General features: G+C 69.4%; 29 protein-coding genes and 2 pseudogenes. 17 read left to right on the top strand and 14 right to left on the bottom strand.

Annotation, left to right across the window (positions count from 1 at the left end; genetic code table 11):
• The first annotated feature begins 18 nt into the window (after positions 1 to 18).
• Positions 19 to 657, top strand: a complete 639-nt coding sequence (locus OHA25_RS44380; RefSeq protein WP_327582909.1) for a TetR/AcrR family transcriptional regulator — start codon at positions 19 to 21, stop codon at positions 655 to 657.
• A 228-nt stretch (positions 658 to 885) separates the two neighbouring features.
• On the opposite strand, the gene rpsR is transcribed toward OHA25_RS44380, so the two are convergent.
• The 6 genes from rpsR to OHA25_RS44350 all read right to left on the bottom strand — a co-directional run bounded on the left by rpsR (position 886) and on the right by OHA25_RS44350 (position 5,099).
• The gene (gene rpsR / locus OHA25_RS44375; RefSeq protein ID WP_327582908.1) at positions 886 to 1,113 is read right to left on the bottom strand and encodes a 30S ribosomal protein S18; all 228 of its coding nucleotides are present in this window, start codon (positions 1,111 to 1,113) and stop codon (positions 886 to 888) included.
• Positions 1,110 to 2,240: a GTP-binding protein gene (locus OHA25_RS44370; protein WP_327582907.1), complete on the bottom strand. Its 1,131-nt coding sequence runs from the start codon at positions 2,238 to 2,240 to the stop codon at positions 1,110 to 1,112. The genes rpsR and OHA25_RS44370 overlap by 4 nt, the downstream gene beginning before the upstream one ends.
• 228 nt (positions 2,241 to 2,468) lie before the next feature.
• A complete protein-coding gene (locus OHA25_RS44365) occupies positions 2,469 to 2,744 on the bottom strand; it encodes a hypothetical protein (RefSeq protein WP_327582906.1) in 276 nt (91 codons plus the stop codon).
• An 86-nt stretch (positions 2,745 to 2,830) separates the two neighbouring features.
• Positions 2,831 to 3,604: an ABC transporter ATP-binding protein gene (locus OHA25_RS44360; protein ID WP_327582905.1), complete on the bottom strand. Its 774-nt coding sequence runs from the start codon at positions 3,602 to 3,604 to the stop codon at positions 2,831 to 2,833.
• Positions 3,601 to 4,602 (bottom strand): FecCD family ABC transporter permease, encoded by a 1,002-nt coding sequence (locus tag OHA25_RS44355; protein ID WP_327582904.1) that lies wholly within the window; start codon positions 4,600 to 4,602, stop codon positions 3,601 to 3,603. The genes OHA25_RS44360 and OHA25_RS44355 overlap by 4 nt, the downstream gene beginning before the upstream one ends.
• Complete coding sequence (locus OHA25_RS44350) at positions 4,599 to 5,099, bottom strand: iron chelate uptake ABC transporter family permease subunit (protein ID WP_327591128.1); 501 nt, start codon at positions 5,097 to 5,099, stop codon at positions 4,599 to 4,601. The genes OHA25_RS44355 and OHA25_RS44350 overlap by 4 nt, the downstream gene beginning before the upstream one ends.
• A 23-nt stretch (positions 5,100 to 5,122) precedes the next feature.
• Here OHA25_RS44350 and OHA25_RS44345 point away from each other — a divergent pair.
• Positions 5,123 to 5,509 (top strand): annotated as a pseudogene (locus tag OHA25_RS44345) (hypothetical protein); the annotation flags it as partial.
• A 39-nt stretch (positions 5,510 to 5,548) separates the two neighbouring features.
• Complete coding sequence (locus OHA25_RS44340) at positions 5,549 to 6,385, top strand: ATP-binding cassette domain-containing protein (protein WP_327591127.1); 837 nt, start codon at positions 5,549 to 5,551, stop codon at positions 6,383 to 6,385.
• Between the two features lie 32 nt (positions 6,386 to 6,417).
• Here the strand turns inward: OHA25_RS44340 and OHA25_RS44335 are convergent, their stop codons facing one another.
• Positions 6,418 to 6,867: a leucine-rich repeat protein gene (locus OHA25_RS44335; protein ID WP_327582903.1), complete on the bottom strand. Its 450-nt coding sequence runs from the start codon at positions 6,865 to 6,867 to the stop codon at positions 6,418 to 6,420.
• Positions 6,868 to 6,955: 88 nt separating this feature from the next.
• On the bottom strand, positions 6,956 to 7,096 hold the full coding sequence (locus OHA25_RS44330; RefSeq protein ID WP_327582902.1) for a hypothetical protein: 141 nt from the start codon (positions 7,094 to 7,096) through the stop codon (positions 6,956 to 6,958).
• Positions 7,097 to 7,347: 251 nt separating this feature from the next.
• Between OHA25_RS44330 and OHA25_RS44325 the strand changes: the two genes are divergently transcribed.
• Positions 7,348 to 7,566, top strand: a complete 219-nt coding sequence (locus tag OHA25_RS44325) for an EF-hand domain-containing protein (RefSeq protein WP_327582901.1) — start codon at positions 7,348 to 7,350, stop codon at positions 7,564 to 7,566.
• Positions 7,567 to 7,993: 427 nt separating this feature from the next.
• On the opposite strand, the gene OHA25_RS44320 is transcribed toward OHA25_RS44325, so the two are convergent.
• Positions 7,994 to 8,122: a hypothetical protein gene (locus OHA25_RS44320; protein ID WP_327591232.1), complete on the bottom strand. Its 129-nt coding sequence runs from the start codon at positions 8,120 to 8,122 to the stop codon at positions 7,994 to 7,996.
• Positions 8,123 to 8,235: 113 nt separating this feature from the next.
• Between OHA25_RS44320 and OHA25_RS44315 the strand changes: the two genes are divergently transcribed.
• Positions 8,236 to 8,454 carry a hypothetical protein gene (locus OHA25_RS44315; protein WP_327591231.1) on the top strand — a complete coding sequence of 73 codons (219 nt, stop codon included), beginning with the start codon at positions 8,236 to 8,238 and terminating at the stop codon, positions 8,452 to 8,454.
• Positions 8,455 to 8,537: 83 nt separating this feature from the next.
• Here the strand turns inward: OHA25_RS44315 and OHA25_RS44310 are convergent.
• Positions 8,538 to 8,648, bottom strand: a pseudogene (locus tag OHA25_RS44310) (IS3 family transposase); the annotation flags it as partial.
• Positions 8,649 to 8,869: 221 nt separating this feature from the next.
• Between OHA25_RS44310 and OHA25_RS44305 the strand changes: the two are divergent.
• Together OHA25_RS44305 and OHA25_RS44300 are read left to right on the top strand one after the other, a co-directional pair.
• On the top strand, positions 8,870 to 9,754 hold the full coding sequence (locus OHA25_RS44305) for a PaaX family transcriptional regulator (RefSeq protein WP_327582900.1): 885 nt from the start codon (positions 8,870 to 8,872) through the stop codon (positions 9,752 to 9,754).
• Positions 9,755 to 9,952: 198 nt separating this feature from the next.
• Positions 9,953 to 11,464, top strand: coding sequence for a carboxylesterase/lipase family protein (locus OHA25_RS44300; protein ID WP_327582899.1), 1,512 nt, complete (start codon positions 9,953 to 9,955; stop codon positions 11,462 to 11,464).
• A gap of 242 nt (positions 11,465 to 11,706) precedes the next feature.
• On the opposite strand, the gene OHA25_RS44295 is transcribed toward OHA25_RS44300, so the two are convergent.
• The gene (locus tag OHA25_RS44295) at positions 11,707 to 12,723 is read right to left on the bottom strand and encodes a LacI family DNA-binding transcriptional regulator (RefSeq protein ID WP_327582898.1); all 1,017 of its coding nucleotides are present in this window, start codon (positions 12,721 to 12,723) and stop codon (positions 11,707 to 11,709) included.
• Positions 12,724 to 12,953: 230 nt separating this feature from the next.
• Here OHA25_RS44295 and OHA25_RS44290 point away from each other — a divergent pair, with 230 nt between their 5' ends.
• The 4 genes from OHA25_RS44290 to OHA25_RS44275 are packed head-to-tail and all read left to right on the top strand — an operon-like array spanning position 12,954 to position 17,689.
• The gene (locus OHA25_RS44290) at positions 12,954 to 14,231 is read left to right on the top strand and encodes a sugar ABC transporter substrate-binding protein (RefSeq protein ID WP_327582897.1); all 1,278 of its coding nucleotides are present in this window, start codon (positions 12,954 to 12,956) and stop codon (positions 14,229 to 14,231) included.
• A 4-nt stretch (positions 14,232 to 14,235) separates the two neighbouring features.
• Complete coding sequence (locus tag OHA25_RS44285) at positions 14,236 to 15,198, top strand: carbohydrate ABC transporter permease (protein ID WP_327582896.1); 963 nt, start codon at positions 14,236 to 14,238, stop codon at positions 15,196 to 15,198.
• Positions 15,195 to 16,001 carry a carbohydrate ABC transporter permease gene (locus tag OHA25_RS44280; protein ID WP_327582895.1) on the top strand — a complete coding sequence of 269 codons (807 nt, stop codon included), beginning with the start codon at positions 15,195 to 15,197 and terminating at the stop codon, positions 15,999 to 16,001. Before OHA25_RS44285 ends, OHA25_RS44280 begins: the two co-directional genes overlap by 4 nt.
• Positions 16,002 to 16,018: 17 nt before the next feature.
• On the top strand, positions 16,019 to 17,689 hold the full coding sequence (locus OHA25_RS44275; protein ID WP_327582894.1) for an amylo-alpha-1,6-glucosidase: 1,671 nt from the start codon (positions 16,019 to 16,021) through the stop codon (positions 17,687 to 17,689).
• Between the two features lie 52 nt (positions 17,690 to 17,741).
• Here OHA25_RS44275 and OHA25_RS44270 read toward each other — a convergent pair whose 3' ends face one another.
• On the bottom strand, positions 17,742 to 19,577 hold the full coding sequence (locus tag OHA25_RS44270) for an RICIN domain-containing protein (RefSeq protein WP_327582893.1): 1,836 nt from the start codon (positions 19,575 to 19,577) through the stop codon (positions 17,742 to 17,744).
• A 263-nt stretch (positions 19,578 to 19,840) separates the two neighbouring features.
• Here OHA25_RS44270 and OHA25_RS44265 point away from each other — a divergent pair, with 263 nt between their 5' ends.
• A complete protein-coding gene (locus tag OHA25_RS44265; protein ID WP_327582892.1) occupies positions 19,841 to 19,984 on the top strand; it encodes a hypothetical protein in 144 nt (47 codons plus the stop codon).
• Positions 19,974 to 20,483, top strand: coding sequence for a hypothetical protein (locus OHA25_RS44260; protein ID WP_327582891.1), 510 nt, complete (start codon positions 19,974 to 19,976; stop codon positions 20,481 to 20,483). The genes OHA25_RS44265 and OHA25_RS44260 overlap by 11 nt, the downstream gene beginning before the upstream one ends.
• Here the strand turns inward: OHA25_RS44260 and tnpA are convergent.
• On the bottom strand, positions 20,446 to 20,874 hold the full coding sequence (gene tnpA, locus OHA25_RS44255) for an IS200/IS605 family transposase (RefSeq protein WP_327582890.1): 429 nt from the start codon (positions 20,872 to 20,874) through the stop codon (positions 20,446 to 20,448). The genes OHA25_RS44260 and tnpA overlap by 38 nt on opposite strands.
• A gap of 23 nt (positions 20,875 to 20,897) precedes the next feature.
• Between tnpA and OHA25_RS44250 the strand changes: the two genes are divergently transcribed.
• Positions 20,898 to 22,211 carry an RNA-guided endonuclease InsQ/TnpB family protein gene (locus OHA25_RS44250; RefSeq protein WP_327582889.1) on the top strand — a complete coding sequence of 438 codons (1,314 nt, stop codon included), beginning with the start codon at positions 20,898 to 20,900 and terminating at the stop codon, positions 22,209 to 22,211.
• Positions 22,212 to 22,577: 366 nt separating this feature from the next.
• Here OHA25_RS44250 and OHA25_RS44245 read toward each other — a convergent pair whose 3' ends face one another.
• Entirely contained in the window at positions 22,578 to 22,703 is a 126-nt protein-coding gene (locus tag OHA25_RS44245) for a hypothetical protein (RefSeq protein WP_327582888.1), read from the bottom strand.
• A 328-nt stretch (positions 22,704 to 23,031) separates the two neighbouring features.
• Between OHA25_RS44245 and OHA25_RS44240 the strand changes: the two genes are divergently transcribed.
• From OHA25_RS44240 to OHA25_RS44230, 3 genes are all read left to right on the top strand, one after another.
• On the top strand, positions 23,032 to 23,874 hold the full coding sequence (locus tag OHA25_RS44240) for a universal stress protein (protein WP_327582887.1): 843 nt from the start codon (positions 23,032 to 23,034) through the stop codon (positions 23,872 to 23,874).
• A gap of 168 nt (positions 23,875 to 24,042) precedes the next feature.
• Entirely contained in the window at positions 24,043 to 24,243 is a 201-nt protein-coding gene (locus OHA25_RS44235) for a hypothetical protein (protein ID WP_327582886.1), read from the top strand.
• Positions 24,243 to 24,584 (top strand): ArsR/SmtB family transcription factor, encoded by a 342-nt coding sequence (locus OHA25_RS44230; RefSeq protein WP_327582885.1) that lies wholly within the window; start codon positions 24,243 to 24,245, stop codon positions 24,582 to 24,584. The genes OHA25_RS44235 and OHA25_RS44230 overlap by 1 nt, the downstream gene beginning before the upstream one ends.
• Positions 24,585 to 24,629 lie beyond the last annotated feature (45 nt).

The raw sequence follows: 24,629 nt of genomic DNA, 5'->3' as shown, positions 1-24,629 counted from the left end.
GCCACTACAGTTGAGGGAGTGGTCACCCGTTCGAGCTCCAGCGGTCGTCGTCGGTTCCTCACCCGCGGGATCGTGGTGGCGGCAGGGCGGCGGGTGGCTGAGTCTGAGGGCGTCGGCGGGCTCACGGTCCGCAGAGTGGCGGCCGAGCTGGGGGCCGCTCCCATGGCGATCTACCGCCACGTCAAGGACAAGCAGGCGCTGATCATGGCGCTGCTCGAAGACGTGGCCGAGGATCTGCCGCCGCTGCCGGGCGACGAGGGGACCCCGCAGGAGCGGCTCGTGGCCGCCTTCGCCGCGGTGGACGCCTACCTCGCCCAGCACGTCTGGGTCGTGGAGATCCTGCGCCAGGGCGAGCAGTTCGCGCCGCGGGCCGCCGCCCTGTTCACCTGGACCCTGGACCGCTTCGCCGAGCTCGGGCAGGACGACCACCAGGGAACCGACGGGTACGCCGCGCTGTGGTGGTACGTCCTCGGCCACCTGTCCTACCTGCCCGGCGTGGCCCCCGAGCGGCGCGCCGCCCGCGAGCGGCTGCTCGCCTCCTCGGTCGGCGACCCCGAGCGGGCCCGCCGCGCGGTCCGCGCATTCGATCACCAGGCCGCCTTCCTGCATGGGCTCCGGGCCTTGGTGGACGCGCTCGCGGCGGCACACACGCGCTGACCGTGACCCGGGTCTTGATCAGGCTGGGGCCGGCGGGTTCGGCGTGGCCCCAGCCTTCGTAGCAGCGGCGTCTGATGCGAAGCTCGGAGAAGCGGGTCTGCGGCACGGCCATTGGTTCGGCCGGGGTTGCAGGTTGAGCACGGCCCGCCCGCCGGGCAGGAGGCCGTGTCCGCCCCGGCTCCGGCGTCCACGAACTAGGCGGACCGCTCATACCGCTCCGCCATGCGATCACCTGGCCTCGCGGGAGGAATAGGGCAGCAGGGCCATCTCCCGGGCGTTCTTGATGGCGCGCGCGATCTGCCGCTGCTGCTGCACGGTCACGCCGGTCACCCGGCGGCTGCGGATCTTGCCGCGGTCCGAGATGAACTTCCGCAGCAGGCCGGTGTCCTTGTAGTCGATGTAGCCGATCCCGATCAGCGGGTTGGTCTTCTTCTTGGGTGTACGGCGGGGCTTCACGCACTCTCCTTCAGATCCAGCATGGGGGCGAACGGGTCGTCGTGGCGGGCCCACTCAGCGGCGCCGGGCAGGGCGTCCTCCTGGTCGATCAGACACGAGTCGAGCAGGGATACGATGCGGTCGCGGTCCAGGTCGGGGCCGGTGAAGACGAGGTGCTGGACGCGGTCGCCGACCATCGGGTTCCAGTCGAGGGCGGCGGCGGCGCGCCGGGCCGGGGTGACGAGGTCCCAGGCCGCCTCGGGCAGCGCGGCCAGCCACGGCCCGGCGTCCTCCACGGAGACCGCCCCGGCCACGGCGTCCCAGGCCAGCATGCGCTGGTGCCGGTTGGCCAGCCAGAACCGGCCGCGGGAGCGGACCGTCGTGGTGACCAGCTCGTCCATGGCCTCGAACAACCGGCTCGGGTGCAGCGGGCGCAGACGGTGCCAGACGAGCGTGGTGATCTCGCCGGTCTGGGCGTCGGCGGGGAGCTGGGCGGTGGCCGGGTCGACGCGCTCGGCCAGTTCGTGCACGCACAATGCGGCGTCGGCGACCTCGGGTCCGGTGAGGATCGGCGTGTGCGGGGCCAGGTGCCCGAGCACGGCGGCCGCCAGCTCGGCATCCTCGGCGTCGCCGCCGTGCAGGGACAGGCTGGCGGCGTACTCCACCTGCCGGGCCAGTACCTCTGCCAGGAAGCGCTGGTCGCCTCCCGCCGCCTGGCCGGTCTCGCTGAGGCGGTCGCCGCGGCAGATGTCTATGGGCATGTGCTCGGCATCCAGCGCGGTGTGCACGCAGGCCAGGCGAAGCCGGCTGGACGCCTCCGGCCCGGCCAGGGCCTCGGCCACTGGGCGCGGCTCCACCGAGTCCCACAGGTCCACGATCAGCAAGGACGCCGTGGAGGAGCGGCGCAGCAGCTCGGGAAGGAGATCCTCGCGGACGGTGCGGGTCAAGCAATCATGTGCCAGGCGTATCTCGGCGCGGTCCAGCGTGCCGGAGACGTCGCGGACCACGCGCTGGATGCGGCCGGCGTCGATGGAGCGCAGGTCGTGGTGGATGGCGACGGCTCCCGGATGACGCCACAACAGCAGATCGACCGCGGCGGCCCGGGCACTTGCGTGCAGGCCCGCGACCAGGACGACAGGGATGAGCACGGGGCCTCCTCGGTACAAAATGAAAATCATTGTCGATAGTGTCGCATATGCCGTCAACCCCTGCAGGGCGCGAATCGGGGGTCCGGCTCCGAGGTCTGATGGCTTGGCATGATCGGCGCGCTGCCGAGTATGAATCCGCCCAATATCACGTTTTAGGCATAACCTGAAATGTGGCAGAGCACCCTATAAGGGATCTTCGGTGACGAACCGATGGGGAGTCTCGACATGTCAGTGACTGCCGAACACCGTCAGCACGTCGATCACGCTCACGAGCATGGACCCGGCTGCGGGCACGTGGCCGTCCCGCATGACGATCATGTCGACTACGTCCACGACGGTTGCCTGCACCGCGTCCACGACGATCACGTGGACGAGTGCGAGCCGAGGTCGCACGCCGCGCATGAGCGCCATGATCACCAGCACGGGCCGCAGTGCGGGCACGTGGCTGTCCCGCACGACGACCACGTCGACTACGTCCACGATGGACACCGTCACGCCTCGCATGAAGGGCATTGGGACGATCACTGAAGCGCGCACTTCCGACCGGCCAGGCGGGCACTGCCGAGCGCGGGGCGGGCGTCGCCGGGCTGTCAGATGGCCGCGTCGAGCAGGCAGCGGGGAGTCCCGTGCAGTTTGTCCGTGACCACCCGCCCAGCCACGCCGAACACGTCGGCCAGGAGTTCCGGTGTGATCACGTCCTTCGGTTTGCCGTCGGCCCAGACCTGTCCTTCGTGGAGCGCGATGATGCGTTCGGCGAACCGGGCCGCGTGGTCCAGTTCGTGCAGGACGGTCACGACAGTGAGACCGCGGGCCTCGCGCAGGGTGCGCACCAGGTCGAGGACCTCTAGCTGGTGGCGGATGTCCAGATGGGCGGTCGGCTCGTCCAGGAGCAGGATGTCGGTGTTCTGAGCCACGGCGAGCGCCAGTCGTACGCGCTGACGCTCGCCGCCGGACAGCGTGTCGAGGACGCGGTCGGCGAGATGGGCCACCCCGGCCAGTTCCAGTGCCTCATCCATGGAGTCCGACTCCCACAGCAGTCCCAGCGGTCCCCTGTGGGGGTATCGGCCCTGGCGGACGAGCTGGCGGACGGTCAGCGCCGGGACAGGCGGCAGGGTCTGGTGCAGGACCGCCAGCCGCTGTGCCACCTGCCTGCGCGACAGGGACGCCAGTTCGGTCCCGCCGAGCAGGATCCGGCCCGACGACGGCTTGAGCAGGCCCGCGATCAGGCGCAGCAGCGTGCTCTTGCCGCATCCGTTGACGCCGATCAGGGCCACGAATTCGCCGGGCTCGACGGTGAGGTCGATTCCGGTCAGGACCGGGCGGGTGGCGTACGAGAAGTGCAGGTCCTGAACCTTGACGCTCATTGAGATCTTCCCAGTCTGATCAGGACGGCGGAGCCGGCCAGGGCGGTGATCACGCCGGTCGGGACGCCGAGCCGATGCGTGCCGTTGAGGAGGTGCCCGGCGACCTGGGCGAGCGTGTCCGCGCCGGCGAGCGCGATGGCTCCGACGACGGCTGCGGTGAGGACGCGGCCGCCCAGCCTGCGGGCGACGTGCGGGGCGACCAGGCCGACGAAGGCGATCGCCCCCGACAGGCTGGCCGCGCCGGCGGTCAGCGCGATCGCCACGGCCAGTGCGACGGCTCGGCCGATGCCGGGGTGCAGGCCGAGCGAGGCGGCGTGATCGTCGCTGGGCGACAGGACAGCCAGCATGCCCGAGCAGGCCCACGCCAGCACGATGCCGCCGGCGATCCACCAGGAGGCGAAGAGCAGGTGCTCCCACACCCGCCCGTCCACCGAACCGATCAGCCAGCGCAGCGCGTTGCCGAACCTGCTGGGCTGGTAGGCCAGCAGCATTGTGGTCAGCCCGGCCAGCAGCGCGCTGCCCAGCAGGCCGTGGACCACCAGGTTGGCCGGGTCTCGGCCCGCCGAGAGCAGCCAGGTGATCCCGCCGCCCAGCGCACCGCCGGCGAGTGCGGCGAGCAGTGCCCCGGCGGCGGAGTCGGCGGGGAACAGGCCGAGGGTGAGCCCGCCGAGGATGCCGAGCACCGCGCCGGGGTTCACGCCGGAGAATTCGGGCGCGGCCAGAGGGTTGCGCAGCGTCGCCTGCAGCACGTACCCGGAGACGCCCAGGGCTGCGCCGGTGAGCAACGCGGTGAGCAGCCTCGGCACGCCGAGTTCCCACACGATCTTCTCGGCCTGGCTGTCCGCGGCGCCGTCGAGCAGGCCGGCGATCGCGCCGAGTGGCTGGCCGGAGACGAGCAGGTGCGTGGCCGCGACCAGCGAGAGCAGGACCGCCGCCGTGGCCACCCCGCCGAATCCGGCCGTTCGGGTGCCCGGCTCCGGCTCTTGCGTGAGCGTCATGCGGAGGCTCGCCTTCGCAGCAGGATGGCCCCTGCCAGCACGCCGGACAGCGCCGTCCACGCCCCGAGTGGGGTTTCCACCGGGGCGAACGCCAGCCGCGCGGCCAGGTCGGCCGTCAAGGTGACCAGGGCGCCCAGCGCGGCCGACCACGGCAGCCAGCTCCGGACACTCGCGTGCGGGCGCAATCGCCTGGCCATCACCGGCGCCAGGAACCCCACCCATGCGATCGGGCCGCAGGGACCGGTAACGGCGCCGATCAGCAAGGTGGAGACCGCGAGCACCCCGAGCCGGGCGCGGTTCACGCGGCTGCCGAGGGAGGCGGCCGCGTCGTCACCGAGGCGCAGCAGGCCGAGCGCGGGGACGCACAGCACGACCAGCGGGATCGCGGCGGCGAACCACGGCAGGGACCTGGAGGTCTGCTCCCACATCACGCCGGACAGGCTTCCGACGAGGTAGCGGAAGAGCATGTCGTACTGGAGGCGGTCGGCGGTGACCATCACGGCCCTGGCTCTTCGCCCACACCCTGGCGCAGCTCATCACGGCCGGCACGGTGCTGACGGCCGGGAGCGTGGCCGCCGCGCTCATCCACCCCCTGCTGCTGGCCGTGTCGCTGCCGCTGGCCGCGTGCGTGCTCACCGTGCCGCTGTGGCTGCGCAAGACCTCCCGCCGGCACGGCGACGAGTTGCGTGCCGTCACCGCTGAGCTGACCTCCGACGTGGTCGACACCGTCCAGGGCATGCGCGAGCTCACGGCCTTCCGCGCAATGGAACGCCGCAGGGACCTGCTGGCGCGCAAGACTCGCCGGCTGGCACGCGCCCAGGCGGCGAACGCGGCCCGTGGCGGGCTCGAGGCGGCCCTCACGGACCTGCTGCTCGCCGTCGCAGCGGCCGGGACACTGCTCCTGGTCGCCACGGTGATCCGAACCCCGGCCGACGCCCCGCTGGCCATGGTCCTGGCGGCCAGCTCGCTGGGACCGGCGGCCCAGGTGGCGCTGCTGCTCAAGGAGTACGGCACGCTGCGCGCGGCGGCCGACCGGGTGCACACGCTGGTCACCGCACCCGCCAACGTGCCCCCGCCGCGGGAGGTCCTCCAGGTGGCCGCCCAGCCGGACGTGGTCTTCGAGGACGTGCGCTTCCGGTACATCCCGGACGGGCCCGACGTGCTGCGCGGGGTGTCCTTCCGCATCCCGTACGGCAAGACCGTCGCGCTGGTCGGCGCCTCAGGGGCCGGTAAGTCCACCTGCGTGTCCCTCCTGCTGCGCCACTGGGACCCGGACGACGGGCGCATCCTGGTGGGTGGCGTACCACTGCCACGCATCGCCGACCTGCACCGGCACGTCACGGTGGTGCCACAGGACGTGCACCTGTTCGCCGGCACGATCGGGCAGAACGTACGGCTCGGCGCACCCGACGCCGACGTGGCGGGCGCACTGCGCACCGCCCAGCTCACCATTGATCCGGAGCTGCCCGTCGGGGAACGAGGCGTCACCCTCTCCGGCGGGCAGCGCGCCAGGGTGGCCGTCGCCCGGGCGCTCGCCACGGGCGCTCCAGTGCTCGTACTGGACGAGGCGGTGGCCAACCTCGACACCGACAACGAGGCCCGCCTCACCGAGGCGCTCCAGGAGGCCGCCACAGGACGGGCCACGCTGGTCATCGCGCACCGCCTGTCCACCATCAGAAAAGCCGACCACATCGTGCTGCTGGAGGAAGGACGCGTCGCTGCCGAAGGCTCCTACGACGAGCTCAGCGAGCGGTTGTCCCATCTGTTCGCACGGCAGTCGTGAAGGGTGGCAGGACGGACGTGAGCGGCGGTGGTCTACCGGGAGTTGGGCGGCGCGTCCGCGTTCCGCTTGACCAGCTTGATCGTGGGATTTCCCGCGGGTACGAAGCTCTTCCGGGTGGAGGTGTCGCCCGTGTAGTAGATGATCAGCTTTGCGGGGTCGGCTCCTGTGAAGGCGGCTTTGTCCTGGACCGGTGGCGAGGCTTCGAAGCAGTTGATGCCCATGTAGCGGAGCTCGGGAAGGTTGACCGCTTCCAGCACGTGGCTGTCGTTCAGTCCGTTCCTGCCGATCGACTCCAGCTCGGGGGCGTTGAAGTAGCGCAGGCGGGAAGCGTCGTCGAACGCGAAGTCGTCGATGGTCCGCACCCGCGGGAGGTTGACCTTCGTCAGGTACTGGTTGCGGCGGAACGCGTTCGCGCCGATCTCCGTGACGCTCGGCAGGTAGAGCACGCTGAGCTTGGCGTACGGCCCGTGCCCGAACGCCATCGCGCCGACGGTGCGGGCCGCCTTGAAGCTGACCGAGGCGATCAGCTTGGTCAGCCCGAGCCCGCCCGCGCTTTGACGAGCTGCGCCTTCAGGGACGCTGTGCGGCCGGATCGGCCAGGCCGGTGCCGCCGTGCAGCGCCACCGAGGTGCCGGTGCGCACGGCTGCGGCGGCCGCCGGCCCTTGCGCGCTGTAGACGGCCACCGCCGTCGCGAGTCCGGCGAGGGCCATGTGGCGGGCTGAGGGGTTCGCAAGACCCTTGCCGCTCATTGCTGCCTTACGTCATCGCCTACCTTGCGGAGGCTCTCGTGAGAGAAGACGAAGCAGACGGGCTACGCGCTGGCCGTGGCCGCCGCTGAACTCCCGTGCGTAGCGGTCCACGGCGTTTTTCGGCCCGCCACCCATCGCGTGGGGGTACAAGGTCGTGCTTCGATGTTGCTTTGTCCGTACATCGCATGAATCGCACAATCGAGAGGCCACCCATGCCGGATCTTGACGACCCAACCGCCACGTTCCAGGAGTTCGACCGTGACGGGGACGGATACATCACGCGCGAGGAGTTCGCGCTCGCCATGAACGCGCGCGGCGAGGAGGTCACCACTGCCGAGCTCAACGCGATCTTCAAGGCCTCGGATGAGCGCGACGGGGACGTGGACGGGCGCATCTCGCTGACGGAGTTCCTGGTGGCCTGGAACAAGTGACGGTGCGCTAGCTCGCCGGGATGGCTGGCCGGGCCCTGGGTGCGGCTCTGGGGGGGATCTTCGCGTGGCATGGCGCCTCATCCTGCGGGGCCGCTCGGGGGACAGCACGGGTCCAAAGAGGCGTGCTGACCGCCCCCGACGTGTGATGGCCCCGTCTGTGCAGGACGAGCGCCTGGCCGAGGCAGTCGATGGTGGACAGGAAGTGTGACAGCATGCTTGTCCCGGTCACACCCTTGGCGTAGCGCCCGTCTGGGGCACGCATCTGGCTGGTAGCGCGCCGTACACCGATCTGCCGGTGGCCGTGCTGAGGCCTCGGACTGTCGATCGTCGCCGCCGTCACCAGGCCTCACGGGGCACCGTGAACGCCGCCCGGCGCTCCGGCGGAGGGCTCTGGGGGTCGTCACGATCCCCCGGCGGCTGGTGGTGCTCAGCCGATCAGCGCGAACGGGCCGGCGTAGAAGCGCTCCAGTGCGCAGGTGGCGGTGGCAATCACGCGGGCGTTGCCGTCGAGGGCGCTCGGTTGGTCAGCCGCCCGGCGCCCAACGCGCCGCGACAAGCCCCGGATGGCGCAAATCCTCCACGGCTTGCCATCCGGCGTCTGACCTGCGCGTATGGAGAGGTCGCTGAGAAGGCTTCCATTCAGTGGAAGACGTCCGTAGAGCCTGTGCGGTGACCTGCACGGTGGCCGTCCCCGTCCTTGACTGCGATGGCCGGCCCATCGCAGCCGTGGGCGCCGTCGTGCACACCGTCCGGGTCGAACCGGCCAAGCTCGCCCCGCCCATCCTGCTGGCCGCCGAGGGCATCGCCGCGCGCCTCGACTGTATCGCGGGCGGCGCGGACGGCGCCGCCGAGAGGGCGCGCGCCCACGGGCGGACCCACAACGACTGAGATCGAGGCTCTCTGGAAGAGCACTGAAGATCTTGTGGTGGCCGCTGTGTTTCTGGGTGGGTGGATGGATCGCGGGCTGCCTGCATGAGCCGTTCGACGCGCTTGCGGTTGACCCTCTTGCCCCGCCCGAGTGCCAATTCCGCATGGACACGCGGCGAGCCGTAACTGCCGCGTGAGTCGGCGTGTACGGCGGCTCCGCCATACCGGCCAGGGTGGAGCTTTGTTGGAAGAGCGGCAAGCAGGCGCATGCGCAAGATGTGGCTGGGATGTTAACCACGACGTCGATGGCCGGTGATCGGCGCTGCGGGTTCCGACCCGTGGGCGGCTTGGTGATCAGCGGCCGGCGACCGGCCATACAATCTGGCCATGCGTCCTGATCTCGCCCGCGACCGCACAGCCGGTCACTGACGGCCGCATGTCCGAGTCCCAAGACGGAACCGCGTCGGCTGCCCCGTTCGGCAGTGCGTCTCAGGAGAGGTTCGTTCTGTCACGCCGGTACGCCGCGGGCACGGGCGGTGTTCGCGGATTGCTGATCACGATGCTGGGTGATTACGTGCGCCCGGGCGGGCAGCCCGCTCCCACGTCGGCCTTCGTCGATGCGCTGGGTCGCTGCGGTGTCAAGGAGGAAGCTTGCCGGCAGGCCCTGGCGCGCGCGGCCGCGGACGGTTGGCTCATCCCCAATCGTGAAGGGCGGTACACGTGGTGGCACCTCAGCCCGGCCTTCCAAGAGTTCCTCGACCTCGGCGCTGAGCGGATCTTCGGCTTCACCGCGGCCCAGCCGGAGTGGGACGGCCGATGGCTGGTAGTGCTGGCACGGGCCGCCGAGACCAACCGGGCCGGACGTCACCTGCTGCGCACGCGGCTGCGCTGGGCGGGATTCGGAAACCCGGCGCCTGGTGTCTGGGTCACCACGCACACCGACCGGGTCGTCGAGGCCGAGTTCGTCCTCGACGAAGCCGAGGTGCGCGAGGAGGCGCAGATCTTCCTCTCCGAATATCTTGCCGGCGGCGAGTTGTCGATCCTCGTCCGGCAGGCGTGGGACCTCGACGAAGTCGAGCAGGAATACGAGGCGTTCCTCGCCGAGTTCGCCCGCCCGCCCTCCGATGATCCACTGGTCCGGCTCACGCGACTCGTCCACGCCTGGCGCCGGCTCGCTCTGATCGATCCCGCGCTCCCCACGCAACTGCTTCCCCAGGGATGGCACGGCGCGCGCGCCGTGAAGCTCTTCCATCGGCAGCATGCGAGGTGGGAGCCGGCCGCGACCCGCGAGTGGGAACGCATCTGCGCGCAGATGAGATAGGCCTCGGCGCGGCCGCTCTCGGCCTGTCGCGTCTGACCGTGCCTCAGCATCCCAGTCATGAAATTCTACAAAACTATGAACGAACGTCATGCTGTTGTACTGTTTGCTGTCGGCAGGCCATCGGTGTGGCAGCGGAGGTTTTCGGGCTCTTCTGCAGGTGGGCGCCCCAGATCGTCTCCTCTGCGAAAGGAGCCTTTGATGGCCATGTCCACCGAGCCGGAGATCCGCACAACGGCGGGAACGGTCCGAGGTCGCAGGGAAGGCGGGGTGGCGGTCTTCCGCGGCATCCCCTTCGCGCAGCCCCCGGTCGGCCCGGCACGCTTCGCCGCCCCGCAACGGGTGCGTGGGTGGGACGGCGTGCGGGAGGCGTTCGCGTTCGGCCCGCCGCCCCCGCAGGCGACCATGGCAGGGTCGCCCCCAGCAGCGGGCGGGGCCGTCGGGGACGAGTGGCTGACGCTCAACGTCTGGACCCCCGATCCGGGCGCCCGCTTGCCGGTCATGGTGTGGATCTACGGCGGTGCCTACATGTTCGGGATGTCGGCCGACCCCGGCTACGACGGGACCTTGCTGGCAGAGGCCGGCGTGGTCGTGGTGACCTGCAACTACCGGGTCGGCATGGAAGGGTTCGCGCACATCGACGGGGCGCCGGCCAACCGAGGCCTGCTCGACCAGGTCGCCGCGCTGGAATGGGTGCAGGAGAACATCGAAGCCTTCGGCGGGGACCCCGGCAGGGTCACCGTCTTCGGCGAGTCCGCCGGCGCGGGCTCGATCGCCGCGCTGATGAGCATGCCGCGCGCGGCGGGGCTCTTCCAGCGCGGGATCGCCCAGAGCGTTCCCGGCACGTTCTTCTCCGCGGAGCTGGCCGCCGACATCACCGCCGTCGTCGCCGGTGAGCTGGGCCTGGCCGCGACCACCGATGACCTGTCAGATGTCGCGCCCGGCCGGCTGGCCGCGGCCGGTGACACGGTCACCGGCAAAATGCGCCTGTACGAGGAGCGATGGGGCGTGGTCGCGCACACGCCGACGATCTTCTCGCCCGTGGTCGACGGTGAGGTGTTGCCCACCACCCCGTGGCAGGCCCTGGCGGACGGCGCCGGCCGGGAGATCGAGCTGATCGTCGGCCACAACCGCGACGAATACCGGCTCTTCGTCGCCTTCGGCGGTCTGCTCGGGCAGGTCACAGATGAGCAAGGGGCCGCGGCGCTGCGGGTGTTCGCCCCCGACGGCGGGCACGGCTACCGTGCGGCCTTCCCCTCCGCCGACGCAGGAGAGCTGTTCGAGCTGGTGCAGTCCGACTGGCTGTTCCGCATGCCCTCGCTGCACCTCGCCGAGGCGCAGGCCGCCGGCGGGGGCCGCGTGCACCTGTACGAACTGACCTGGCCCGCGCCCGGCATGGGCGGGATGCTGGGCGCCTGCCACGGTTTGGACGTCCCGCTCACCTTTGGCGTCTTCGACGCAGGCCTTGGCGCCGGCCTGATGGGCGACCCGGCCTCTCCCCAGGCTGAAGCCTTGTCCCGGCACGTCCGCACGGCGTGGACGACGTTCGCCGCCACTGGCGACCCCGGCTGGCCCGCCTACGAACCCCAGCGCCGCCTGACCCAGATCCTGGACAGCGAACCGATGGTCACCACCTACCCGGAGGAGACCTCTCGCCGGCTCTGGCGCGACCACACCTTCGCCCCGCTGCCCCGCCTGGTCGCCTCGGGGTGAACGGAGTGATGAAGGAGAGGACGGCGACGTCCCGGTGAAGCGATGATCGGGTTTCGGGGAGTGCTAAAGGGAGTCGAATCGATTCGACTGGACCTTAAGCGCCCCCTGGCGCGATGGTCAAGAGTGAGAAACGTGCGTGACACGTCGCCGCCATGTCGCCGTCATGCGAGCCGCAATCGTGGAAGCAGGCGTGCACGTGCGCGAGTGCCGCCGCCCTCAGGTCGAGTTACGAGCCCGTGTGGTCAGGCGCGTGGCCGGGCGGGCCCGGTTGTGCCGCGGAGCGAGATCGGTGGGGCGACCAGGAGGTGCCGGTGCGGGATGGCCGGGTCGGCGATCCGCTGGATGAGCAGCTCGACGGCCCGGGCGCCCATATCGTCGGCCGGGACGTCGGCGGCGGTGAGCGGCGGATGCAGGCTCTCGGCCCAGTGCTGGGCGGCCACGCCGGCGACGGAGAAGTCTCCGGGCACGGTCAAGCCCGCTTCGGCCAGCGCGCGGTACATGCCGGACACCGCCGCCTCGTTGATGGTGGCGATGGCGGTCAAGTCCGGTTGCTGAGCAAGGAGTTGCTGGAGGCACGACTGTCCGGATGGAGGGTCGTCGCCGCAGCAGACCTGAACGCCGTGCAGGCCGCGTTCGGCGATGGCGCGGTCGAAGCCGGCCTGTGCGCGGTGGCCCGGGCCGTATCCGGCGGCGACCAGCTCGGCGTTGCGGTTGACCAGCGCCAGATGCCGGTGGCCGAGATCGGCGAGGTGGTGGACGCACTTGGCGATGAGCGTCTCGTAGTCGATGTCCACCCAGGACATGTCCTCGGGGTGGCGGGTACGGCCGATGCCGACGAACGGCAGGCCGCTCTCGAGGAGCCGGGCGACCCGGTCGTCCTCCAGGCGGATCTCCATGAGGACGACGCCGTCCACGCGCCGTCCGGTGACGACGCGCTCGAAGGAGCGGTCGTGCTCGCCGCCCGAGGGCGACAGCAGGACGTCCAGGTCGGCGCGGGCGGCGGCGTCGACCACGCTGGCCACGAAGCCGAGCTGCATGTCGGTCAGGCGCCGGCCGGCCGGCGGTATGACCAGGCCGATCGTGCGGGTGCGCCCCTCCTTCAGCGCCCTGGCGGAGGCGTTGGGCCGGTAGCCCAGCTCGTCGATGACGGTCAGGATGCGGCGTTTGGTCTCTTCCGAGACCGGGCGCTTGCCGGTGAGCGCGTACGAGACGGTGCTGCGCGACACGCCCGCCCGCTTGGCGATCTCTCCGATGTTCACCCGTGCTCCTCGTCCGAATCCGCTGCTCGGCGACCATCGTAGGTCGAACCGGTTCATGCGAGGTACCGACCCCGGTTCCGCGGCGAAGACGTGTCGATTGCCGCAAGGCTTTCGCCCGCCCATTGACGCGCAGGATGGAGCGGGCCTATCTTCGGTCGAACCGATTCGGCGAACCGATTCGACTTCGAACGGAAACAGCCGCGTAACGCCTGTCTGCGGAGGTCAGATCAATGAGATCAGCGGCAAGGAGCCGGCGTACCGCCGGTGTGAGCCTGGCGGTCCTGGCCGCCGTGGGCGGGCTCGCCGCCTGCGGCTCGTCATCGTCCGGCGGCGACGGAGGCTCGACGAGCGCGAGCCAGGCCGCCGGGGGCGGCGCCTACACCATCTGGGACCCCTACCCCCAGTACGACAAGAGCTCGGAGTGGGTGAAGCTCCTCGAGACGTGCGGCACCCAGGCCGGGGTGAAGGTCGAGCGGACCGGCTACGACACCAGCGACCTGACCAACAAGGCGCTGCTGGCCGCCCAGCAGGGCAACTCGCCGGACGTGCTCATCGTGGACAACCCCGTGGTCTCGACGCTGGCCGAGGGCGGGGTCCTGACCACTACGGAGGAGAACAAGCTCGACGTCTCCGCGATCGAGCCGAACCTGCTGGCCGCCGGGCAGAGCGGCGGCAAGACCTACGGGGTTCCCATCGGCGCCAACACCCTGGCCCTCTACTACAACAAGGACGTCCTGAAGAAGGCCGGCGTGGACGTCGCCTCCGTCAAGGACTGGGCGTCGCTGACCGCGGCGCTGGAGAAGGTGAAGGCGTCCGGCAAGAAGGGCATCACGTTCTCGGCGATCGGCACTGAGGAGGGCAGTTTCCAGTTCCTGCCCTGGTACTGGGGCTCCGGCGCGAACCTCACCAAGCTCGACTCGCCCGAGGGCGTCTCCGCGGTGGCGCTGTGGACGGACTGGCTGAAGAAGGGGTACGCCCCCAACTCCGTCATCAACAACACCCAGACCACGAGCTGGCAGGAGTTCGCCGCCGGCGACTACGCCTTCGCCGAGAACGGCACCTGGCAGCTCGCCAACGCCAAGAAGGCCGGCTTCGACTACGGCATCATCCCCATCCCGGGCAAGGCCGGCGGCACCGCGCCCGCCCCGACCGGCGGCGAGTTCGTCAGCATCCCGGTGCAGTCCGACACCGCCCGCTACGCCACCTCCCAGAAGCTCGTGACCTGCCTGACCAGCACCGACAACTCGCTCACCACGACGACCACCCTGTCCTACATCGCGCCCACCGAAGCCGTGCAGGCCAAGCAGGTGGCGGCCAACCCCGATCTGACGGTGTGGGTCGAGGCGGTCAAGGCGGCCAAGGGCCGCACCAGCGACGACCTGGGGACGAAATACCCGAAGATCTCCGAACCGATGTGGGGCGCGGTGCAGGCGGCGCTGAGCGGCTCGAAGTCGCCGCAGGACGCCATGGCGGCGGCCCAGTCCGCGGCGGCGAGCGCGACCCAGTAGCGGCATGAACCACGTCACGCAGACGGCGGTGCGTCCCGCCCGCGGCTCCGCCCCGGCACGGGGGCGGGGCCACCGGGCGGCGCGCACCAGATCCGGGCAGTGGGCGGCGTGGGCGTTCCTCGCCCCGGTCGTCGCCTACCTGCTCGTGTTCTACGCCTATCCGCTCTATCGCAACGTCGAGCTGAGCTTGCGCAACTACACGGTGCGCTCGTTCGTGCAGGGCGACGCGCCGTTCGCCGGGTTCGACAACTACGCCAAGGTCTTCGGCGACGCGACGTTCGGGCCCGCGCTGTGGCACACCGTGGTCTTCACGCTGGTGTCGCTGGTCTTCCAGTTCGGCATCGGGCTTGCGCTGGCGTTGTTCTTCGTCAAGCACTTCCGGCTGTCGGCCACGTTGCGGGCGCTGTTCCTGGTGCCCTGGCTGCTGCCGCTCATCGTGTCGGCCTCGACCTGGTCGTGGATGCTCAACAGCGACTCCGGCGTGGTCAACGCGGCGCTGAGCTGGTTTGGGATCGGCTCGGTGAACTGGCTGACCTCGCCGGACTGGTCGCTGTGGTCGGTGATCATCGCCAACATCTGGATCGGCATCCCGTTCAACCTGGTGGTGCTGTACTCAGGGTTGCAGGCGATCCCCGCGGTCGTGTACGAGGCCGCCGCGCTGGACGGGGCGAGCGCCTGGCAGCGCTTCTGGAAGGTCACCTTCCCGCTGCTGCGCCCGGTCTCGGCGATCACCATCCTGCTCGGTCTGGTCTACACGCTGAAGGTGTTCGACATCATCTGGATCATGACCAAGGGCGGGCCGAGCGGGTCGTCGACCACGTTCGCCACCTGGTCCTACCGGCTGGGCTTCGGCAACCTGGTGCCCTCCTTCGGGCCCGGCGCGGCCGTGGGCAACCTGCTGATCGTGATGGCGCTGGTCTTCGGGCTGATCTACATCCGCGTGCAGCGAAGGCAGGCACTGGCATGAGGCACTGGAAGACCGCGGTCGGCCTGGTGCTGACCGGCGTGATGTTGTTCCCGGTCTACTGGATGATCAACGTGTCCTTCACCCGGGACACCGACATGCGCAAAAGCCCGCCGAACTGGTTCCCGGTCGACGGCACGCTGGAGGGCTACCGGGCGGTGCTGGACCAGCAGCTTCCCTACCTGGGCGTGAGCCTGGTGGTCGGGCTGGGCACGGTGGCGCTGACGCTGCTGCTCGCGGCGCCGGCCGCGTACTCGCTGGCCAAGCTGCGCCCGCGAGGTGGCGGAGTGCTGAGTTTCGTGCTGCTGATCGCGCAGATGATCCCCGGGATCATCATGGCGATGGGCTTCTACGCCATCTTCCTCAGCGCCGGCGTGCTCAACACCGTTCCCGGGCTCATCGTGGCCGACTCCACCCTCGCCGTGCCGTTCGCGGTGCTGATCCTCACCACGTTCATGTCCGGCATCCCCGAGGAGCTACTGCAGGCCGCCCGCACCGACGGCGCCGGTGTGGTGCGCACGTTCTGGTCGATCGTGCTGCCGGTCAGCCGCAACTCGCTCATCACGGTGTCGCTGTTCGCGTTCCTGTGGGCGTGGTCGGACTTCATCTTCGCCAGCACCCTCGACCAGGGCGGCGACCACCAGCCGATCACCCTCGGCATCTACCACTACATCGGCAACAACAACCAGGAGTGGAACGCCATCATGGCCACCGCCGTGATCGCCTCCATCCCGGCGACCATCCTGCTCGTCGTCGCCCAACGCTACGTCGCCGCCGGCGTCACCGCCGGCGCTGTCAAAGATTGAGAAGGGACCCTCACTTCATGACCGTCGCCGCCTCCGGCCCGGTGTTCTCCCTACGGGAAATCCCGTTCAGCTACCACGGTTCGTGGTTCGGCTTCTCGCCCGTGGTGGCGGAGAAGACCTACGCCGAGGACGTGCACCTGGTCTCTCACCAGACCGGCATGCACCCCATCCTGCGGCTGATCCCCGACGCCGAGGCCGCGATCACGGCCACCCCGCACCAGCTCACCTGGAACGACGGCGACGGCCGGATCGACCTCGCCTACGAGAGCGTCGACACGGTACGCGTGCGCGGCCGCGGTCTCGGGCTCCGGCTGGTGGCCGCCGACCCGGTCCTGACGCCGTTCAGCGGCCCGTACTTCTATCAGGACCCCGTCGACGGATCGTCCGTCTTCACCGTCTACCAGACCGGCCGCCGCTACCGGATCACCCTCCTCAGCGGGCAGGCCGAGCAGCTCGGCGCGCAGGCGCTGCGCACCGCCGAACGCGGCGTCGTCCTGAGCGGCGCGTGGGAGATCGCCATCGAGGAGTACGAAACCGCCCGCGCCCCCTACGCGAGCACGGACCCCTTCGAGCAGGTGGTCAAGGCCGCACGGGCCGAGTTCGACGCGTTCGCCGCGGCGGTCGCGCCCTGGCGCAGCGACCGCACGCCCGCCGCCGAGCTGGCCGCCTACGTGCTGTGGTCGGCCACCGTGCGCCCGGCCGGGTTCGTCACCCGGCCGGCCGTGCTCATGTCCAAGCACTGGATGAACAAGGTGTGGAGCTGGGACCACTGCTTCAACGCCATCGCCGTCGCCGACGGCCTGCCCGGCCTGGCATGGGACCAGTACCGCCTCCCCTTCGACCACCAGGACGCCGCCGGCGCGCTGCCCGACTCCGTCACCCACTCCGAGATCCTCTACAACTTCGTCAAACCACCCATCCACGGCTGGGCCCTGCGCCACCTTCCGCCGCTGCCCGAGCCGGTGGACACGTACCGGCTGCTGGAACGCTGGACCACCTTCTGGCTGACGGCCCGTCGCGCACCCGGCCACGAACTGCCGCACTACCAGCACGGCAACGACAGCGGCTGGGACAACGCCACCACCTTCGACACCGAGCGCGTCGTCGAGACCGCCGACCTGGCCGCCTTCCTCGTCCTCCAGATGCGCGAGCTCGCCCGCCTGGCCACCGACCCGGGCGCGGCCGCCCGATGGACGGAACAGGCCGACCGGATGCGCGACGCCTTGCTCGCCGAACTATGGGACGGCGAACGGTTCGTCGCCCGCAGCGCCCATTCGGCACGGACCTGGCCCAGCTCCAGCCTGCTCGACCTCATGCCGATCGTGCTTGGCGACGAACTGCCCGAACCCGTCCGCGCCGCCCTGGCCGCCGGGATCGAGAGGCACCTGACCGCATTCGGACCCGCCACCGAGCTGCCTGCCTCCGAGCACTACCAGGACGACGGCTACTGGCGAGGCCCGATCTGGGCGCCCTCGACCGTCCTCATCGAGGATGGCCTGCGCCGCGCCGGATACACCGACCTCGCCGATGAGATCAGCGCTCGCTTCCGCAAGCTGTGCGAGAAGTCCGGCTTCGCCGAGAACTTCGACGCCCGCACCGGGGAGGGGCTACGCGACCGGGCTTACACCTGGACGGCCAGCGCCTACCTCATCCTCGCCGCCGCCCACGAGCGGCGAAGCAGCACCTGATCGCGCTGTTGACAGGAGAGGCAGGCGCGGACGGTTGCCGAGAGCGGCGCCGTCAACGGCCCCAGAGTCGCCAGGTTTGGTTGAGCGGACTGGCTTGGCCTACCGGGTTGCAGGTCCACTGGTGGATGGGAGCGCGAGGCGCGGTCGAGATCGTGCTGACGTCGACGCACTTGCCACTGTGGCGGGCGACGAGCTGGTAGTCGCGGGGGTCGTTACCCCCGTAGGTGACCTTGCGGAGGGTGAACTGCTGGTTCTGCGCTCCGCCGGCGCAGGCCCGCTGGCTTATCGGCGCGCCGTCGGCCACGGACGCCGCGCCGACCTCGAGGCACTTAGCACTGTGCTGGTTGACCAGCGTGTAGGTGTTCGCCACGCCGGCGACCGGCCGGAAGTTCCACAACTGCTGGTCTCCGCCCTCGCAGTAAAACTGCTGCTGCACGTTGCCGTCGGCCGTGCTCAGGTTGGTGTTGTCCAGGCACTGCTGGGAATGTTGCGCGACCGCCACGGACTGGAAGCCGCCGTCCGACGGCGGCAGCAGCGTAACGGTGAACGTCTCGTCGGCGTTGGTGTGCGGCAGGTTCAGCCTGACGGCGTTGCCGGACAGCGCCAGGACCGTGTTCTGGACGGTGATCGGCCCCTGGACCGCGCCGCTGCCGTTGTACGGGATGCGCTGCACGACCGCGCGGACCTGGTTGTTCTGCACGATGCCGCTGATGGTGTCGAGGCGGCGCAGATCGACGGCGATGTTGCCGGTCGTCCCGCCGCCGCCCACCAGGATTTTGGCCACGCCGGTCGCCTTGGTGGCGAAGGCGTCGTAGGACACGCTCGGGGTCACGGACACGATCTGGCCGGTCTGGGAGGCATAGAAGCGGTAGACCCACCATTCGCCCTTGGGCAGGTGCTGGCCCGCGCTGTTACGGACGAGCAGGTTGCCCAGATCGTTGTGCAGGTTGCCCGCGCTCGCCCAGTTCGCCCGCAGGCCGTCGGCGCCTGCCCGCTCGAGTCGAGCGATGTACCACGACCCGTCTCCTGGGTTCTGCTCGTTGGAGGCGCCGTATTCGTTGATCTGGTACGGGCGCGGGTGCGGGATGCCGCGCGAGTCGAGGGTCGTATTGGCGGCCGCCACGTTGGCCACCGGGTCGCCGGGGAGGGAATGCCAGCTGATGATGTCGGGGACGACGTTGTTGGCGCGGACGAAGTCGAGGTAGGCGTTCCACCAGGCGTACGTGGTGGAGGGCACGCAGGCGCAGCTGGGGCCGACGATCAGGTGGTTCGGGAACGCGGCGCGGATGCGCTGGTGACTGCGGCGCCACAGCTCGAGATACTGCGCCTGCGGACGATTCCAGAACAAGGAGATGTTCGGTTCGTTCCAGATGTCCCACTGCACGGTGATCCCGGCCGACCGCACGTCGTTGATCAGGCGAGTGAGGAAGGCGTCGTAGTCGGACCAGTTGCCGTTGTCGCCCGGAAATCGCGAGATCGGGTAGCCGTCCGCCCCCCACAGGTCGTGCGGGAGGATGATGAACTGGCCGCCTAGCGCGATCGTACGACGGGCCTGGGCCAGCGTTGCGTTCCACCGTCGCTCGTAGGCGCCGGACACCCAGCCGCCGGGTGAGCCGAGCTGGGCGCCACCGGCGCGCATGGAGCGGAACTTCACGTCGCGGAAGAAGTGGTCTGCCGGCCCGGAGGCGTTCTCCGTCATGCCGTAGATCCACCCGGACGCGCGGTAGGTCGGGGTGCCGCCGGCTACGGCGAAGTCGACGCTGATGGACTCGTCCGCGGCGTGCGCCGGCGTCGGGATGGCCGGGACGACGGCGATGAGCATCCCGACCAGGATGCGGGCGACGGAGGTAAGCCGTCTGCTGGGCGGCTGTTGGGGGGTCGTCATCATGGTGGCTCCTCCGGAAGTGGGGGTGAGGGAGGCAGAAGGACCACGAACGCGTGACATCGGTGAACCGATTCGAGCGCATGAAGAGTGGGGCAACTTGGTCGTGAACTCGGATGGTCGCCTGATGTAGGGCACCGCATAGCGAATCGATTCGACCGAATCGTAGATCTCTTGACGGAGACGTGTCAACGGCATGTCGGCGGTACAACATTCAGGTTTCGCGGCGAGTTCGTCTCGGCCGGAAGCGTAGATCGCTGTGTGGTCACGTGCCGTTCGTGACCGGTGCCTGCCACAGCGCGACGATCGCGTCGATCAGCCCGTTCGAGGTGGATCTCGGTGGCAAGCCGGAAAATGCCGAACCACTGCTCATTCGCGTGGTAATCGGTAAAGTTGATGACCATGGGCATTGAGGCGGGCATGAAGTTCGGCCCTGTGGGCAAGCTGGCCGACGAGGTGGACGGGGCGCGCACCGCCGTGGAGGAGGGGCGCAAGGCGCTCTCCGACAGCCCGGGAGCCGTCACCTACGTGCCGGTGCCGAGCGTGCCGGGGTCCAACGCGTTCGGCAACACGTCCAAGGCCACGGAGGCCGGCTCGGCGCACGCGTCCGTCCAGGCCTCCGCCGACAGTCTCGCCGAGATCTTCATCGGCGTGCTCGACTCCGACGGCGAGCGGCTGCGCAAGGTCATCAAGGCGTTCAAGGACTTGGACGACGAGATCGCCGATCAGCTTTTCGCGAACGCCGCCAAGGGCTTCGACGTCTACCAGAATGTGGGCCAGTGCTCCGGCGTTTACGCCGGGGTGAAGGCGCACGTGGGAGTGCCCGCTAGGGCGCGAGTGTGCCCTGACCTTTCAGGTTTGTCGGCGGCTTCACTCACACGGGTCGTTTCTGCTGCTCGATGTACTGCTTGAGTACGGTGAGCGGCGCGCCGCCGACCGATCCGGCGAAGTAGGAACCGGACCAGAAATGTCCGCCCCAGAGGTGTTTGCGCACGTGTGCGCTGTATTCCTTGCGAAGCATCCGAGCCGAGACCCCTTTCAGTGAGTTGACGAGTTTGGACAGGGCGACCTTGGGCGGGTAGTGGACCAGCAGGTGGACGTGGTCGTGCTCGCCGTTGAACTCGCGCAGTTCGACCTCGAAGTCGGCGCATACCTCGCGCATGAGTTCCTCGCAGCGGATCAGCATCTCGTCGGTGAACACCCCACGCCGGTACTTTGTGACGAAGACCAAATGGGCATGGAGGTGGTAGACGACATGTCGTCCCGTTCTCACATCGGGGTTCGGATTCCAGCGCGGTGACATAAACCAAAGGATATGATCAGTGTGTGGAGAAGGTGAAGCGGACTCGTGCGCACGTGGCGCGACTCGACCTCAGTCCGGCCCAGGTGGCCGTTTTGGACGGTCAAGCGCACACCGCGCGTGCCTTGTGGAATCTGCTCCATGAGTTCACGACCTTCCGCCAGGGCCGGTTCGCCTCCCTGAAGGAGTGCGATGCGGCGATTCGGCAAGCCCGCCACGAGATCGAGTGGATGGGGCAACTGCCCGCTCAGGCCGCGCAAGCCGTGCTGAAGTCCTACCGGCAGGCGTGGGCGAACTACTTCAACCCCGACCACCCGGCCAAGCGCCCGACGTTCAAGGGCCGGTTCTCCTCCCGGATGGCCGTGGACGTCCCCCAGGCCCGCGACTTGCAGATCACCCGGATCAACCGCAGGTGGGGCGCGGTGAACCTGCCCAAACTCGGGCGGGTGAAGTTCCGCTGGACAAAGGATCTGCCCGGTGTCACCAAGGGCGGACCACCCGGCAGGGTCACCGGGGCTCGCCTGGTGAAACAAGCCCACGGATGGAACATCGTCTTCCGTATCGAGCTGCTCGTATCCGCGCCCGTCCCGCATACCGGGCCGAAGGCCGGCATGGATCGAGGCATCACGGTCCCCCTCGCCCTGTCCAACGGGGAACACTTTCGGCACGGCCCGTGGCTCTCCAGCGGGCAGAGCGAGCGGCTCTTGCGTCTGGAGCGCAAAAGCGCCCGTCAGCGTGCCACCCGCGAGAAAGGCGCCCCGGTCTCCAACCGGGAACGCCGCACCTACGACCAGATCGCCCGGCTCCGCGCGATAGCCAAGCGCCGAGCCGTCGACTGGCAGCATCAGAGCACGATCGACCTCGCGCGGCGGTTCAGCGCGATCGTGGTCGAAGACCTGAAAATCACCGACATGATGGCCTCGGCGTCCGGGACCGCGCAGGAGCCGGGGGCCGGCGTCGCCCAAAAGCGGGGCCTGAATCGCTCGATCGCGGGCGAGGCGTGGGGCCGAACGGTGCAGTTCCTCACTTATAAGAGCGCCGACCGCGGCGGCGTGGTCGCCAAGGTCCGCCCGCACGGCACCAGCCAAGAGTGCCACCGCTGCCACACCACCACTGCAGGATCTCGCGAAACGCAGTCGCGGTTCGCGTGCAAGAACCTGGCGTGCGGATGGATCGGCAACGCCGATACCAACGCCGCCCGAAACCAGCTTCATCGGTACAACTTTGCCGCCGGACGGGCGGTCACAGGACGTGGAGACTCCGGGATACCGGGGCCTGTGAAGCGTCAAGCATCCTGTCCCACAGTCTCGCCCGCACCCGCGCCGCGAGCTGCTGCGTAAGCAGCACAGGAATCCTCCACACTCATTCATGTGGAGGAGCACGTCAAAGCGCCCACGTGCACAGCCACGGGCTGCACGAGTACGACGACTACGTGCGCAGCGGGCAGATCGACCGGCTGCCCGAGGCCATGCGTCCACGGACGTAAACCGGGCCGCGTCCGGCGCCGTCGCGCACGCCTCCACCAACAACGCCTGGGCGGTCGCTCGCGTTCTCACCTACGCCGAATAAGTCCAGACCAGATAATCCCCGTCGTGCGACGTTGGCGGTGACCACTGGACCAGTGGGGTACGGCGGCTCTTGATACGCCGTCAGGGCCGACGATGCCGGAGCGGCCCAACGGCAACCGGCGTGGGCCTGCGCGCGAGTCAGAGGCCCCGCACGCGGCGGCCAGTGATCTGGTGCGGGATGATGCGGATGTACAGGTGGCGCTCGCCTCCGGCCCACGGGGTCACGCCGGCCTCGGCCACCTTGGCAACCTCGTCCTCCGGCACGTGATGGGCGGGGCCCTGGATGAAGACGCTCCAGCCTCCTGCCGGGTCTCGTCGAGGCGGTCCATCTGAAAGCCGATCTTGATCTCCACGCCTTCGAGCCCGTACGCAGGTCCTGGTCCATGGGGCCGCCGTAGGCCGTGCGGAAGACGATGGCACTCCTCGCGGTCGAGGACTTCCATGTTTCCTCCCTGGTCTGTCGCTCATGAAGCTACTTAGGGGATGCCTGCGGCAGACAGGGCCCTTCGGCCCTTGAGGAACTGACCTCCGGCCCTGCGCCGGGTAGGAGAGGGCACGGTGCGATGAGAACCGGGACGAAGGAGGACAGATCATGATCATCGTCGGAGTGGACGGCTCGGCGAGCGCGCGAGCCGCCGTGGAGTGGGCCGTCAACGACGCTTTCCGTATGCGCCTGCCGCTGCGGATCGTGCACGCGGTGGACCGAGACTCGTACCAGATCGGCAGATATCCCCTTCCGGACGCGCCTGATCGGCTGCTGCGCGATGGGGACAGGGTCCTGGGCGAGGCCGAGGTGCTCGCCCGCGAGCGCCAGCCCACAGTCGAGGTCGAGACGCACAACATCGAAGGCAGGCCTGCCGTGGTCCTGCGCGAGCAGGCCAAGGACGCCACCGAGCTGGTCGTCGGCAGCCGCGGGCTGGGCGGGTTCGCCGGCGCGCTCCTGGGATCGGTCAGCATGCACGTCGCCGGTCACGTGCACTGCCCGGTCGTCGTGGTGCACGGCGACCTGCGGCCGGTGCATGGGGAGGTCGTGGCGGGGGTGGATGACTCGGCCGAGTGCGAGCCCGCGCTGGCCTACGCCTTCGAGCAGGCCAAACTCCGGGGCAGCGCGCTGCGGGTGGTGCACGCCTGGCAGTTGCCGGTGCACGCGTTCGCGCCGGAGGCGGCTGTCGACATGGACGAGGTTCGTACGGCGCAGCACCAGCTCGTCAGGGACCGGGTGGCGGCGCTGAGCAAGGACTACCCCGAGGTCAGGGTCATCGAGGAGGCGCTGTCCGCGCATCCGGTGGACGCGCTCACCGATGCATCGGAGCGCGCGGACCTGCTCGTGGTGGGTTCGCATGGGCGCGGCGCTCTGAGTTCGATGCTGCTGGGCTCGGTCAGCCGGGGCGTGCTGCATCACGCCCGCTGCACCGTGGCGGTGGTTCGCGCATAGAACCTGCCTGGTCGGGGACTTTGGTCACCCGGTATCCAGGACGTCCGCCACCTTCGACTCGCCTGATGGACGCAGACCATCGCTGCCAAGAAGCGTCCTGCGTAACCATGAAATTGCGAATTTGCGCAATTCGTTAGATGATGGCGGGATTCGACGGAGGGGTGTGAGGTGAGCGGGTCTTTCGCTGCCGAGGTCAGAGCGCGGGCACGCATGGCGGCCGCCGCGCTGGAAGCGGCGCGCCGCGACGATGATGTCGACGCGTTGATGCTGGCCGAGGGCGAATGGGAAGAAGTCCTGCAGCTGGCCAACGTCCACGGGGTGCGGCTCGATCCCGACGGCGCCGAGCCGGGTCCAGGGGCGGCGACCTGATGTCGGTGCCGCTCTACCAGGCCAAGGCGGAGCTCTTCCGGCTGCTCGGCCACCCGGTACGGATCCGCGTACTGGAACTCCTGCAGGACGGGCCGAGGCCGGTGCGTGACCTGCTTGCCGCCATCGACGTGGAGCCCACCGGGCTGTCGCAGCATCTGGCGGTGCTGCGACGCTCCGGCATGGTGACCGCGCAAAGGGACGGCTCCACCGTCGTGTACGCCCTGGCCGGCGGCGATGTGGCCGAGCTGCTGCGCGCGGCCCGCCAGTTGCTGACGCAGATGCTGGCAGGGCAGAGCGAGTTGCTGAGCGAGTTGCGCAAGGCACAAGAAGAGGCCCTGTGAGGCGTGCCGGGGTGTGGAGTCGCGTCCTCGGCGTGTTGCCGGAAC

The organism is Nonomuraea sp. NBC_00507 (assembly GCF_036013525.1).
GTDB lineage: Bacteria > Actinomycetota > Actinomycetes > Streptosporangiales > Streptosporangiaceae > Nonomuraea.
Note: the sequence above shows the minus strand (reverse complement) of the source record. Positions and strands in the feature narration are given on the sequence as shown.